The 12,546-nt window shown below is 69.2% G+C and carries 10 protein-coding genes; 7 read left to right on the forward strand and 3 right to left on the reverse strand.

Annotated elements, in window-relative coordinates; all coding sequences use genetic code 11:
- Positions 1-82: 82 nt before the first annotated feature.
- Together OG285_RS11170 and OG285_RS11175 are read right to left on the reverse strand one after the other, a co-directional pair.
- Positions 83-727: a hypothetical protein gene (locus OG285_RS11170; protein ID WP_371790875.1), complete on the reverse strand. Its 645-nt coding sequence runs from the start codon at positions 725-727 to the stop codon at positions 83-85.
- A gap of 274 nt (positions 728-1,001) precedes the next feature.
- Positions 1,002-3,383, reverse strand: coding sequence for a transglycosylase domain-containing protein (locus OG285_RS11175; protein ID WP_356827395.1), 2,382 nt, complete (start codon positions 3,381-3,383; stop codon positions 1,002-1,004).
- A gap of 279 nt (positions 3,384-3,662) precedes the next feature.
- On the opposite strand from OG285_RS11175, the gene OG285_RS11180 reads away from it, so the two are divergent.
- The 5 genes from OG285_RS11180 to OG285_RS11200 all read left to right on the forward strand — a co-directional run bounded on the left by OG285_RS11180 (position 3,663) and on the right by OG285_RS11200 (position 10,271).
- Positions 3,663-4,355, forward strand: coding sequence for an ABC transporter ATP-binding protein (locus tag OG285_RS11180; RefSeq protein WP_371790876.1), 693 nt, complete (start codon positions 3,663-3,665; stop codon positions 4,353-4,355).
- On the forward strand, positions 4,352-6,676 hold the full coding sequence (locus OG285_RS11185; RefSeq protein ID WP_356827397.1) for an FtsX-like permease family protein: 2,325 nt from the start codon (positions 4,352-4,354) through the stop codon (positions 6,674-6,676). The genes OG285_RS11180 and OG285_RS11185 overlap by 4 nt, the downstream gene beginning before the upstream one ends.
- An 87-nt stretch (positions 6,677-6,763) precedes the next feature.
- Positions 6,764-7,288, forward strand: coding sequence for a PadR family transcriptional regulator (locus OG285_RS11190; protein WP_356827398.1), 525 nt, complete (start codon positions 6,764-6,766; stop codon positions 7,286-7,288).
- A complete protein-coding gene (locus OG285_RS11195; protein WP_356827399.1) occupies positions 7,285-7,971 on the forward strand; it encodes an ABC transporter ATP-binding protein in 687 nt (228 codons plus the stop codon). Before OG285_RS11190 ends, OG285_RS11195 begins: the two co-directional genes overlap by 4 nt.
- Positions 7,968-10,271 (forward strand): ABC transporter permease, encoded by a 2,304-nt coding sequence (locus tag OG285_RS11200; RefSeq protein ID WP_371790877.1) that lies wholly within the window; start codon positions 7,968-7,970, stop codon positions 10,269-10,271. Before OG285_RS11195 ends, OG285_RS11200 begins: the two co-directional genes overlap by 4 nt.
- 74 nt (positions 10,272-10,345) lie before the next feature.
- On the opposite strand, the gene OG285_RS11205 is transcribed toward OG285_RS11200, so the two are convergent.
- Complete coding sequence (locus tag OG285_RS11205; protein ID WP_356836520.1) at positions 10,346-11,305, reverse strand: hydrogen peroxide-inducible genes activator; 960 nt, start codon at positions 11,303-11,305, stop codon at positions 10,346-10,348.
- A gap of 131 nt (positions 11,306-11,436) precedes the next feature.
- Here OG285_RS11205 and OG285_RS11210 point away from each other — a divergent pair, with 131 nt between their 5' ends.
- Together OG285_RS11210 and OG285_RS11215 are read left to right on the forward strand one after the other, a co-directional pair.
- Positions 11,437-11,991 carry a peroxiredoxin gene (locus tag OG285_RS11210; RefSeq protein WP_356836518.1) on the forward strand — a complete coding sequence of 185 codons (555 nt, stop codon included), beginning with the start codon at positions 11,437-11,439 and terminating at the stop codon, positions 11,989-11,991.
- Between the two features lie 12 nt (positions 11,992-12,003).
- Positions 12,004-12,537: an alkyl hydroperoxide reductase gene (locus tag OG285_RS11215; protein ID WP_356836516.1), complete on the forward strand. Its 534-nt coding sequence runs from the start codon at positions 12,004-12,006 to the stop codon at positions 12,535-12,537.
- Positions 12,538-12,546 lie beyond the last annotated feature (9 nt).

Consider the following 12,546-nt stretch of genomic DNA (forward strand, 5'->3'; position numbering starts at 1 on the left):
CCCTTTGCCGCGTACGCGACACCTGGCACGAGAGTCATCACTAAGGCGACCGATACAAGAACCAGCTTCCTCAACGGGCCCCCTACGGCTGGCATTGCGACGCCCCCCTCTTCGAGGTCACGTCCACCGTCCGCCATACGCCCTGTCGCGACTTGACAAGTCGCGTGTTGTACAAGACATATGCGTCACTCGTCGCAGGCGAACGGTCGACCTTCCTGGTCTTGCCGTCCTTGACGTACGCCTTGCTTTCGTCCGAGCAGTAGATGACCACAGCTGCCCCGTCATCACGAAAGCTCACCTTGCGGTTGAAATAGCGAGTGATGCCGACCCAGGTGTCGCCGGGCGTCACCCATCCCTTGATGAACGCCATCGCAGATCCGATGGCCGGACCAGTGCTATAGAAGTCCAGAGTCGGCGTATCCGTCTTCCCACGGAAAATCGCGTCATCGATGGAGTTGACCCGCTGCGCGTTGTCCGCCAACACTGCGTCCTTCTTCGGATCGCCTGTGTGCTGCCCCTCGAAGACATTCTTCGCAGAGTTCGGAAACTTGATCTTCGGCCGCTGCACCCCAGCCGACGCCGAAGCGCTCGGCGACGGGGAGTGCGTAGCGGCGTCCGCACCCTTGATCTTGTCCGAGCTGTCGCCTCCGCCGCCCCCGCCGCAACCCGCCAGCAGAAAAATTCCCGCAGTCGCAAACGCACCGGTACGCATCATGCCTCGCGTCACGTCCGCCCCCGTTCCTCGTTGCTCCGCACCGCCGCATCACTCTGCGGCGATACTGCCGTCACCAACAGCTGCCACCCTAGGGGGGAGTTGGGCGCGTTTCGCCACCGGGTTGGCCGATCGCAACCGGCATGCGTACGGGCGAGAACCGGATCGTGGACATTGCTTCCGGAAATTCCGCTTTGGGATCGCGGTGCAGGAGAGAAACAACGGAGGGCCCCGCAGCCGTGGCCGCGGGGCCCTCCGTCATGCACCCGGCGCTGCCCGCCGGCGCGGGTCAGTCCTGCCAGCCGCTCAGCGGCCCGTTGGTGGTGTTTCCGTTGCCACCGCCGGTGGGATTGCCGCCGCCGGTGCTCGACGCACCCCCTCCGGTGGGTTCGCCGCCGGTGCTGGAGGCATTCCCGCCGTTGGAGTTGGTGCCACCGTTCGAAGACGTCCCCTCCGAGGTTCCCTGGTCTCCGTTGGACCCGGTCGACGTGCTGTTCCCGGCGCTGGTGTCGCCTCCACCCGGTCCGCTGTGGGTCGGATCAGGGCTGTGCGAAGGCGGCGGCGCGGACGACGTCGACGGCGGCGGAGTCGAGGGGGGCGGCGGAGTCGAGGGGGGCGGCGAGGCCGGCGAGGACGGCGGCGCGGTCGGTGTGACCGCGGCGCCCTGATCGGTGTCCAGGCTGAACTTGCTCGGCTTCATGTCGAGACCGAAGGTGTACGCCGCCCAGATCTCGGCGGGGAAGCCACCACCGTTGACCCGGGTGCCGCTGCCGGCGGCGCCGCTGATGGTGACCTGGGCGCCTGCCTGGACCTTCTTGCCGTCCTCCACGTGTGCCTTGGCCGCCTCACCGAACATGCCGACCGAGGTCACCAGATTCGGGGTGTAGCCGGTGAACCAGGCGGACTTGTTGTTGTCCGAGGTACCGGTCTTGCCCGCGACCTGCTGTGCCTTGTTCTTGACGACGGTACCGGTGCCCTGGTCGACCACGCCGGTCAGGACCGAGGTGACCGCGTCCGCCGTCTGCGGGCTGATCACCTGGCTGCCGATCGCCTTCTGCGGCTTGAACGGCTCCCGCGCCGGGTGGGTGGCCGACTTCACGATGGTCGGGGTGACCTTCTTGCCGTGGTTGTCGAAGGTCGCGTAGATCCCGGCCATCTCCATCGGGCTCGCGCCGTAGGAACCGAGGGTCATCGCGGGCACCGCCTGCGCGTTCTTCAGGGAGCTCATACCGAGGTCGACGCCGAGCTGCCTGACCTTGTCGAGGCCCACGTCCACGCCCATCTGGGCGAACACCGAGTTGACCGAGTTGTTCATGGCGGTCTGGACGTTGATCTGGCCGTAGCTCTGGTTGTCCTCGTTGGGCGGTGCGAAGCCGACCTTGTTGCCGTTGCTGTCGACCACCGGACGGCGGCTGTCACCGTCGTAGATGGTGTTGGCCTTGATCGGCTGGCCCTCCTGCGTCTTCGCGCCGGACTCCAGGGCGGCCGCCAGGATCAGCGGCTTGAAGGTGGAGGCGGGCTGGTAGTCGACGCGCTTGGCGTTGCTGTACTCGTGCTTGAGGTAGTCCTCGCCGCCGTAGAGCGCCTCGACGGCGCCGGTGTGCGGGTTGACCGAGACCGCACCCGCCTGGGTGTCCGCGTCGACCGTACTGCTCTTGGGGTGCAGCTTGCTCGTCAGCTGCTCCCTGAGCGTCTTCTGCAGCTGGGCCTGCTTCTTCGGGTCGATGTTGAGCGTGACCGTCCAGCCGCCGGCGTCGATCTCCGCCTCGGAGATGCCCTGCGCCTCAAGCTCCTGGTTGGCGGCCTTGACCAGATAGCCGGTCTGGCCCTTCAGCCCGCTCTCGGGCTTGGGCTTCTGCGGGATCGGGAACTTCTGCTCGGCACGCTTCGACGGGTCGATCCACTTCTTCTCGACCATGTTGTCCAGCGTGTACGCCCAGCGGGCCTTGACCAGCTTCTTGCCCTCGGCGGTCGCGGACGACCAGTCGTACTGACTCGGCGCCTGGAGCAGTGAGGCGAGGTACGCGCCCTGGCTCACATTCAGGTTCTTGGCGTCGATCCCGTAGTACGCCTGGGCCGCGGCCTGGATGCCGAACGCGCCCCGGCCGTAGTAGCTGGTGTTGATGTACCCGGTGAGGATCGTCTCCTTGGAAAACTTCCGGTCGATCTTGAGGGAGACCACCAGCTCCTTGAGCTTGCGGGTGACCGTCTGGTCGGAGCTCAGGTAGTAGTTCTTGACGTACTGCTGGGTGATCGTCGAGCCACCCTGCTTCCGGCCCTGGAGCGTGTTGTAGAGCCCTCGGGCGGTGCCCTTGAAGTCGACTCCGTGGTCCTGGTAGAAGGTCTTGTTCTCGGCGGCGACGAAGGTGTGCTGGACCTCCAGGGGTACCTGGGAGAGGTCGACCTTCTCCCGGTTGACCTTGCCCGTGCGGGCGATCACCTTGCCGTTGCTGAGCTTGTAGACATTGCTCTGGAGGTCCGCGTCGGCGTTCGCCGACGGGACCGGCACGTACAGATAGAACGCGACGAACGCGCCCATCAGCAGCAGGCAGAACACGAAGAAGCTGCCCAGGAGCTTCTTCCAGGTGAAGAGCCGGCGTATCCCGCTCTTCGTGGATTTGCCCCGGCGCGCCCCGCGCTGCCGGGCTCGTCGATCGTCCGCACGGCCCATCGCTCTGTGACTCCGCCTTCTTCTCACCCAGACCAGCTGTCGAAAGCTAACACCGCTTCCTGAGCACCCAGGGACAGGGACCGCCCCAAGGGGCCCTTTCCGCACGTGACAATCAGCACCTGTGTCATAGGGAACCGACGAGCAGGAAGCCCACAAGGTTGCCACTCCCGGACGATCTCCCCCACAAGTCGACCGGATCATCCTGGATTGTCATGGTTCTTGGGCACTATTCACCCCGGGTATACACAGCAGGTATACGTAGTGCGTATAGTCCTCGGCATGCCATCCCAGCCCTCGTTGCTCAGCGCAACAGACCTCCACAAGGCCTACGGTCCGACCCCCGCCCTGGACGGCGCCGACTTCTCCGTCTCGCCTGGCGAGATCGTCGCGGTGATGGGCCCCTCCGGGTCCGGCAAGTCGACGCTGCTGCACTGCCTGGCCGGGATAGTGAGCCCCGACTCCGGCACCGTCCGGTACGCGGACCACGACCTCACCGCGATGAACGACGTGGGCCGCAGCGCACTGCGCCGTACGGACTTCGGCTTCGTCTTCCAGTTCGGCCAGCTCGTCCCCGAACTGTCCTGCGTCCAGAACGTCGCGCTGCCGCTGCGGCTGAACGGGACGAAGCGCAAGGAGGCCGAGCGCACGGCGCTGGAGTGGATGGACCGCCTGGAGGTCGCCGACCTCGGGCACAAGCGCCCCGGCGAGGTCTCCGGCGGACAGGGCCAGCGCGTCGCCATCGCCCGCTCCCTGGTGACCACCCCGCGCGTACTCTTCGCCGACGAACCGACCGGCGCCCTCGACTCCCTCAACGGCGAACGCGTGATGGAACTCTTCACCCGGGCGGCCCGCTCCACCGACACCGCCGTCGTCCTCGTCACCCACGAAGCACGCGTCGCCGCCTACTCGGACCGTGAAGTCGTCGTACGCGACGGCAAATCCCACGACCGCTTCGCGCAGTACACGGCATGAGCCGGCTCGACGACCTCGCCCTGGGCGTCCGGTTCGCGGTGACCGGCGGCCGGGAGACCTGGATGCGCACCACACTCACCACCGTCGGCGTCGCGCTCGGTGTCGCCCTGCTGCTCGCCGCGTCCTCGCTGCCCCACGCGGTGAGCACCCAGTCGGCGCGCGAGGACGCCCGCACCCTCTCCGCACCGGAGAATCCGGTCCCGCGCGGTGACACGACCCTGCTGTACGGACATGCCGAGAGCGAGTACCGCGGCGTCACCCTGAACGGATATCTGCTCCGCCCGGACGGTGCCCACCCGATCACCCCGCCCGGCATCGGCGCGATCCCCTCCCCCGGCACGATGGTGGTCTCACCCGCCCTCAAGGACCTGCTGGGCTCGGCCGGCGGCAAGCTGCTGCGCGAGCGCCTCCCGTACCGCGTCACCGGGACCATCGGCCAGTCCGGGCTGAGCGATCCGGGCGAGCTGTACTACTACGCGGGCAGCTCGACTCTCAGCCCGCGCACCGGCGCCCAGCGGATCGCGCACTTCGGCGGCGGACCGCTGAGCCCGCCGCTCTCCTCCCCGCTCGTCGTCCTCACCATCCTGGGCTGCGTCGTCCTGCTCACCCCGGTGGCCATCTTCATCGCCACCGCGGTCCGCTTCGGCGGCGACCGCCGTGACCGCCGGCTCGCCGCGCTGCGGCTGGTCGGCGCGGACGTCCGGATGACCCGGCGGATCGCGGCGGGCGAGGCGTTCGCGGGGGCTGTCCTGGGGGTGCTGCTCGGGTGGGTGCTGTTCCTGGTGGGCCGGCGGTTCAGCGGCGGCGTCCGGCTCTGGAAGATGTCCGCCTTCCCGTCCGACCTGGCGCCGCTGCCCGCGCTCGGGGTGCTGGTCTCGCTGGCCGTCCCGGTCTCGGCGGTGCTGGTCACGCTGGTCGCGATGCGGTCGGTCACGGTCGAACCGCTCGGCGTCGCCCGGCAGGGAGCCACCGGGCGCCGCCGTTTCTGGTGGCGCCCGGTGATGCCGCTCGCCGGACTCGCCCTGCTGCTGAACACGGACCGGGTCACCGGCATGACCGGTTCGGTCGATCCGTACCCGATCGCGGCCGGTGCGGTCCTGGTGCTGGCCGGGCTGGCCACCCTGCTGCCCTGGGTCGTCGAGGCGGTCGTCGCCCGGCTGAGGGGCGGCCCCGTCCCGTTCCAGCTGGCCACCCGCAGGCTCCAGCTGAGCAGCGGATCCGCGGCCCGCGCGGTCAGCGGCATCACGGTCGCCGTCGCCGGTGCGGTCGCGCTCCAGATGTACTTCGCCGGGCTGCACGACGACTTCACCAAAAAAACGGACCAGGACCCGGCCCGCGCCCAGATGCACATCGACGCGAGCTATCCCAGCGCCGCACGGGCCCGGCAGATGATCCACGCCTTCCAGGACACCAAGGGCGTCCGGGCGGTCATCGGCACCATCGAGTCCTACGCCGACAAGCCCGGCGGCGACCCCGACCCGAACGCGACGGGCCCCTGGCCCACCACCATCATCACCGTCGGCGACTGCCCGACCCTGCGCGAGCTGGCCCGACTTCCGTCCTGCACGGACGGCGACACCTTCGTCGCCCACGTCGAGGGGGAGAAGGAGGCGAACGCCTGGGTGGACAAGACCGTACGGCCGGGCGGCAGGCTCAATGTCGGCCGGGACAGCAAGCCCGTGCTGTGGACGCTCCCGAAGGACTCCCCCACGGTCATGGCCCGCCCCGACCCGATGGGCGAGAAGCGCGACGGCATCCTCGTCACACCGTCCGCGATCCGTACGGAACAGCTCCCGGAGGCCCAGACGCGCGCCCTGGTCAAGGTCGACCACTCGGTGCCGGACGCCTCGGAGTACGTACGGAACACCGCGGCGCGCATCGACCCGGTCATGCGCGTGTGGGACCTGACGGTGGCCGACCGCGACAAGCAGTACGCGAGCATCGAGAACGGGCTGCTCGCGGGCGCGGTCGCGACCATGGTGCTGATCGCCGCCTCCATGCTCGTCTCACAGCTGGAGCAGTTGCGCGAGCGCAGGAAGCTGCTGTCGGTCCTGGTGGCCTTCGGCACCCGCCGTCCCACCCTGGGCTGGTCGGTGCTCTGGCAGACCGCGGTCCCCGTGGTCCTCGGCCTGGCGCTCGCCGTCGCGGGCGGCCTCGCGCTCGGCGTCGCGCTGCTGTGGCTGGTCGGCAAGTCCGTGACGGACTGGTGGGCCTTCGTCCCGCTCGCCGGGGCCGGGGGCGGTCTGATCCTGCTCGTCACCCTGCTGAGTCTGCCTCCGCTGTGGCGCATGATGCGCCCCGACGGACTCCGTACCGAATAGGACCCGCCGTACCGAACAAGACCCGTCCGCCTCCCTACGGCACAAGCACCCAACGGCCTCCGTACCGCACAAGAAAGGGCCTCCCCCATGTCCATCGGCCACACTCTGCTCGGCATCCTGGAGTCGGGGCCGCGCCACGGCTACGACCTCAAGCGCGCCTTCGACGAGAAGTTCGGCCATGACCGGCCGCTGCACTACGGGCAGGTCTACTCAACCATGTCCCGGCTCCTGAAGAACGGTCTCGTCGAGGTCGACGCGATGGAGGCCGGAGGCGGTCCCGAGCGCAAGCGGTACGCGATCACCGACGCCGGTATCAGCGACGTCGAGCAGTGGCTCGCCACACCCGAGAAGCCCGAGCCGTACCTCCAGTCGACGCTGTACACCAAGGTCGTCCTCGCGCTGCTCACCGGCCGTCCCGCGGCGGATCTGCTGGACACCCAGCGCGCGGAGCATCTGCGGCTGATGCGTATCCTCACCGACCGCAAGCGCCGGGGGGACCTCGCCGACCAACTGATCTGCGACCACGCCCTGTTCCACCTCGAAGCCGATCTGCGCTGGCTCGAACTGACCGCGGCGCGCCTCGACCAGCTCGCCAGGGAGGTAAGCCCGTGACCCCCGCCGGTTCACTGCTGTACGCCGACGGCCTGCACAAGGCGTACGGCCCCACCGCCGCGCTCGACGGCGCCGCGTTCTCCGTCCACGCGGGCGAGGTGGTCGCGATCATGGGTCCTTCGGGCTCCGGCAAGTCGACGCTGCTGCACTGCCTCGCCGGTATCGTCCGCCCGGACTCGGGGACCATCACGTACCAGGGGCAGGAACTGTCCGCGATGTCGGACGCCGAGCGCAGCGCCCTGCGCCGCAGCGACTTCGGCTTCGTCTTCCAGTTCGGCCAGCTCGTCCCCGAGCTGACCTGCACGGAGAACGTCGCGCTGCCACTGCGGCTGAACGGGACGAAACGCAAGGCCGCCGAGCGCACGGCGCTGGAGTGGATGGACCGCCTGGAGGTCGCCGACCTCGGGCACAAGCGCCCCGGCGAGGTCTCCGGCGGACAGGGCCAGCGCGTCGCCGTGGCACGGTCGCTGGTGACCGGGCCGCGCGTGCTCTTCGCCGACGAACCGACCGGCGCCCTCGACTCCCTCAACGGCGAACGCGTGATGCAACTCCTGACCCAGGCGGCCCGCTCGACCAACGCCGCCGTCGTCCTCGTCACCCACGAAGCACGCGTCGCCGCCTACTCGGACCGTGAAGTCGTCGTACGTGACGGCAAGTCCCGCGATCTGGAGCACCTGGTATGAGCTGGACCCAAGACCTCACGATGGGCATGAAGTTCGCTGTCGGCGGGGGCCGCGAGGGCTGGACCCGGACCCTGCTGACCGCGGTCGGTGTGGGCCTCGGGGTGGCGCTGCTGCTGTTCACCACGGCCATACCGAGCGCGCTCGCCGCCCGGGACGCGCGGGAGGACAACCGCAACGACTTCGGCGCGATCATGATCGACAAGGCGGCCGGCAACACCATGCTGCTGGGGGTGGCGGACACGGTGTACAAGGGTGCCGACGTCCGCGGCCGCCTGGTGCGCGCCGAGGGCCCCGACGCACCGCTGCCACCCGGCACGGACGCACTGCCCGGCGACGGCGAGATGCTGGTGTCGCCCGCGCTGCACAAACTGCTCACGTCGGACAAGGGCGCACTGCTGCGTGAGCGCCTCCCGTACCGGATCACCGGCACGCTCGGCGACGCCGGTCTGACCGGCCCGAACGAACTGGCCTACTACGCGGGCGACGGCCATCTCACCCTGGATGAGACCGGCGTGGTGCGGCGGATCACCTCCTTCGCGCATCTGCCGCCCCGTGAGGCCATGGACCCGGTGCTGCGCCTGCTCGTCGTGATCATCTTCGTGGTGCTGCTGATGCCGGTGGGCGTCTTCATCGCGGCGGCCGTCCGCTTCGGCAGCGACAGCAGGGACCGCAGGCTCGCCGCACTGCGGCTGGTCGGTACGGACTCCCGGATGACCCGCCGTATCGCGGCCGGCGAGGCACTGGCGGGTTCCCTGCTCGGGGTCCTCTTCGGCGCCGGGTTCTTCCTGATCGGCCGGGCGTTCGTCGGCGACATCGACGTGGCGGGGATCAACCTCTTCCCCGCGGACCTGGATCCGAGTGCGGGGCTGGCCGTACTGGTCGTACTCGCGGTGCCCGCGGCGGCCGTCGCGGTCACCCTGCTCGCACTGCGCGGTGTGGTCATCGAACCGCTCGGTGTCGTCCGCACCTCGGTCCCGCGCCGCCGCCGGGTCTGGTGGCGGGTGCTCCCGCCGGTCGCCGGACTCGCCCTGCTGGTACCGATGCTGGGCAAGGGCCGCGACTCGGGCCGCTTCAACAGCACGCTGGTGATCGGCGGCAGCGTGCTGCTGCTGATCGGCGTGACGGCGTTGCTGCCCTGGCTGATCGAGGCCGTGGTGAACCGCCTGGGCGGCGGCAGCACAGCCTGGCAACTGGCCGTCCGCAGGCTCCAGATGACGAGCGGCACCGCGGCCCGGCTCGTCAATGGCATCGCCGTCGCGGTCGCCGGGGCCATCGCGCTCCAGATGCTGTTCGCTGGGATCGACGGCGACTACAGCAAGGAGACCGGGGCCGACACCTCACGTGCCCAGATGGTCGTCCAGAGCGACTTCACGAAGACCCGGATGGCCGACGCGCTGCGCTCCACGCACGGCGTACGGAAGGTACTCACGGTCGGCCGCTCGTCCGCCGGGGGGGCGAAGGGCGCCGAGGAGACCAGCAATGTGTACACCGGCGACTGCCCGTCGCTGCGGGCCCTGGCCACCCTCCCGTCCTGCAAAAACGGCGACGCGTTCATCACCGTCGGCGGCTGGGACGACAATCTCACGAAGATCGCCAAGCCCGGCAAGCGGCTGTTCATCAGCCCGGCCTTCTCCGGCGGCCATGACCGCACCCTCACCTGGACCATCCCGGCCACGACCCGCACGGTGCACGTCACGACCGACCCGGCCGGCGGCCCCGTCTCGGGAGGCATGCTGCTCACACCGGGGGCACTGCCCGCGCTGCGGCACCTTCCCCTGGTCAACACGGACTACATCACGCTCGACCCGTCGGAGCCGGACGCCATCGACCTGGTCCGTAACAGCGCGGCGAAGGTCAACCCGCTGACCTCGGTCGACGCCCTGCACGAGGTACGCGAGGACAACCGCTTCGCGAGCGTCCGCAAGGGTCTGTACATCGGCGCAACCGCGGTGCTCCTGCTGATCGGCGCGAGCCTGCTGGTCTCGGTCCTGGAGCAGTTGCGTGACCGCCGGAAGCTGCTGGCGGCGCTCACCGCCTTCGGCACCCGGCGCTCCACGATGAGCTGGTCGGTGCTGTGGCAGACGGCCGTCCCGGTCGCCCTGGGCCTGCTGCTCGCCACCGGGGTGGGTCTGGGGCTCGGGTCGGTCCTGCTCGACATGGTCGGCCACTCGGTCTCGGTCGACTGGACCGCGGTCGCGGCGATGGCCGGTATCGGAGGCGGCGTCGTCGTCCTGGTGACACTGCTCAGCCTGCCTTCCCTGTGGCGGCTGATGCGGCCGGAGGGGCTGCGTACGGAGTAGCCGTGAACCGTGGGGACGGTTCCGCCCGCGGAGGCCCGCCGGACGCACTGGTGCGTCCGGCGGACCCCCGCACGTCACGCCAGCCAGACCGGCAACGGCCGCACCCCTTCCCGCAGGGCCGCGGCGAACGCGGTGAACTCCTCCTGGCGCGCCGCCCCGGCCCGCATCGCCAGGGCGATGCGCCGCATCGGCGCGGGCTCGGCGAAGTACGCCGTGGCCAGCTGGTCGTTGCGCCCGGTCTCCACCCGTACCGCCGTACGCGGCAGCAGCGTCACCCCGAGCCCGCCGGCCACCAGCTGGACCAGCGTGGAGAGCCCGGCGGCCGTCGTCGTCACCGGCACACCGTCGGCGCGCCCGGCCTCCCGGCAGATGTCCAGCGTCTGGTCCCGCAGGCAGTGGCCCTCGTCGAGCAGCAGCAGGTCCAGCTCGCGCAGGGCGTCCCGCGGAATGTCCGCGCGCCCCGCCAGCCAGTGCTCGCGCGGCGTGACGAGGACGAACTCCTCGTCGAACAAGGGCAGTTCCACAACCCCCGGCACCCCGAGCGGCACCGCGAGCAGCAGCAGGTCGAGCCGCCCCGCGGTCAGCCCGTCGATCAGCGAGGACGTCTGCTCCTCGTGCACCTGGAAGTCCAGATCCGGGTACTCACGGTGGACGAGCCGCAGCACGGTCGGCAGCAGATACGGGGCGACGGTGGGAATGACCCCGAGCCTGAGCACTCCGGTGAAGGGCGCCCGTACCGCGTCGGCCTCGTCCATCAGCTCACCGACCGCGTCGAGCACCGCCCCGGCCCGCACGGCGAGCCGCTCCCCGGCGGGTGACAGCAACACCTTGCGGGTGGTCCGTTCCAGAAGCTGGACGCCGAGGGCGTCCTCGAGCGCCGAGACGGCACCCGACAGGGCGGGCTGGCTCATGCCGATCGCGGCGGCCGCGTCCCGGAAGTGCAGGTGCTCCGCCACAGCCGCGAAGGCACGCAGCTGCGCCACGGTGGGCTGCTTCCCCTTGTGGGCGGTTCCGCCCGTATATACCTGGATCACTGATAGGTACCTCCGATCACGGCACCCGAGTCTAGCTATTTCTGTGATCAATGGATCCTGTGTCACTCTGTAACCCGTCCAAGCCCCAGGAACCCCCCAAAAAGGGAATTCCGAAGCTGCAAGGAGAGTACGTGCTCACTGTCGGTGACCAGTTCCCCCAGTTCGACCTGACTTCCTGTGTGTCGCTGGAGAGCGGCAAGGAGTTCGCGCAGATCGACCACAAGACCTACGAAGGCAAGTGGAAGATCGTCTTCGCGTGGCCCAAGGACTTCACCTTCGTGTGCCCGACCGAGATCGCCGCCTTCGGCAAGCTCAACGAGGAGTTCGCCGACCGCGACGCGCAGGTCCTCGGCTTCTCCGGTGACTCCGAGTTCGTGCACCACGCCTGGCGCAAGGACCACCCGGACCTCACCGACCTGCCCTTCCCGATGATGGCCGACTCGAAGCACGAGCTCATGCGTGACCTCGGCATCGAGGGCGAGGACGGCTTCGCGCAGCGCGCCGTCTTCATCGTCGACCAGAACAACGAGATCCAGTTCACGATGGTGACCGCCGGTTCCGTGGGCCGTAACCCCAAGGAGGTCCTGCGGGTCCTCGACGCCCTGCAGACCGACGAGCTGTGCCCCTGCAACTGGACCAAGGGCGAGAACACCCTGGACCCGGTCGCGCTCCTCTCGGGCGAGTGAGCTGATTCCACGATGTCACTCGACGAACTGAAGTCCGCCATACCGGACTACGCCAAGGACCTGAAGCTGAACCTCGGTTCGGTGATCGGCAACAGCGACCTGCCGAAGCAGCAGCTGTGGGGCACCGTCCTCGCCTGCGCCATCGCGTCGCGCTCGCCGCTGGTGCTGCGCGAGCTGGAGCCGGAGGCCAAGGCCAACCTCTCCCCCGAGGCGTACACCGCGGCCCGGTCCGCGGCGGCCGTCATGGCGATGAACAACGTCTTCTACCGGACCCGGCACCTGCTGTCGGACCCGGAGTACGGGACGCTCCGCGCCGGTCTGCGGATGAACGTGATCGGCAACCCCGGTGTGGAGAAGGCCGACTTCGAGCTGTGGTCGCTCGCTGTCTCCGCGATCAACGGCTGCGGCCAGTGCCTCGACTCGCACGAGCAGGTGCTCCGCAAGGCGGGCGTGGACCGCGAGACCATCCAGGAGGCCTTCAAGATCGCGGCCGTCCTGCAGGCGGTCGGCGTGACACTCGACGCCGAGGCCGTCATGGCCCAGTAGCACCCGTAG

Source organism: Streptomyces sp. NBC_01471 (assembly GCF_041438865.1).
GTDB lineage: Bacteria > Actinomycetota > Actinomycetes > Streptomycetales > Streptomycetaceae > Streptomyces.

Coding starts and splice junctions, on each gene's coding strand:
- OG285_RS11185 (WP_356827397.1), top strand. CDS start 4,352: ATGAGCCGGCTCGACGACCTCGCCCTGGGCGTCCGGTTCGCGGTGACC.
- OG285_RS11180 (WP_371790876.1), top strand. CDS start 3,663: ATGCCATCCCAGCCCTCGTTGCTCAGCGCAACAGACCTCCACAAGGCC.
- OG285_RS11200 (WP_371790877.1), top strand. CDS start 7,968: ATGAGCTGGACCCAAGACCTCACGATGGGCATGAAGTTCGCTGTCGGC.
- OG285_RS11190 (WP_356827398.1), top strand. CDS start 6,764: ATGTCCATCGGCCACACTCTGCTCGGCATCCTGGAGTCGGGGCCGCGC.
- OG285_RS11175 (WP_356827395.1), bottom strand. CDS start 3,383: ATGGGCCGTGCGGACGATCGACGAGCCCGGCAGCGCGGGGCGCGCCGG.
- OG285_RS11215 (WP_356836516.1), top strand. CDS start 12,004: ATGTCACTCGACGAACTGAAGTCCGCCATACCGGACTACGCCAAGGAC.